General features: G+C 33.1%; 1 protein-coding gene. It reads right to left on the bottom strand.

Translation table 11 applies throughout. The annotated features are described in order from the left end of the window. Positions 1–101 precede the first annotated feature (101 nt). Positions 102–248 (bottom strand): UPF0738 family protein, encoded by a 147-nt coding sequence (locus tag GUI70_RS25950; RefSeq protein ID WP_272952941.1) that lies wholly within the window; start codon positions 246–248, stop codon positions 102–104. Positions 249–257: the final 9 nt, after the last annotated feature.

The following is a 257-nucleotide window of genomic DNA, read 5'->3' as shown; positions in this document are numbered from 1 at the left end:
ATTGTTTGCGCATGCCTTTAAGTTTCACTTTCAACTCATCAACCGCTTGCTTATAAGGTGTTAAGAACTGATCCCATTGATTCATAGTGCTTCACCCCGCTTTATTCAATGTCGAATGTTTCTTCAACGGTTGCAACAAATTCCTTACCATAATTATTATTCCCTTTTATGTTGTCTAAAATATAAGTAAGTTCTTGGTGGAATTCAGTCAATTCTAGTTCATCATTGATAATAATTTTTTTAGTCATGTTTTCATG

It is taken from the genome of Deinococcus alpinitundrae (genome assembly GCF_009982895.1).
Lineage (GTDB): Bacteria > Deinococcota > Deinococci > Deinococcales > Deinococcaceae > Deinococcus > Deinococcus alpinitundrae.
The sequence above is the reverse complement of the archived record's forward strand: the minus strand, read 5'-3'. Positions and strand labels throughout refer to the sequence as shown.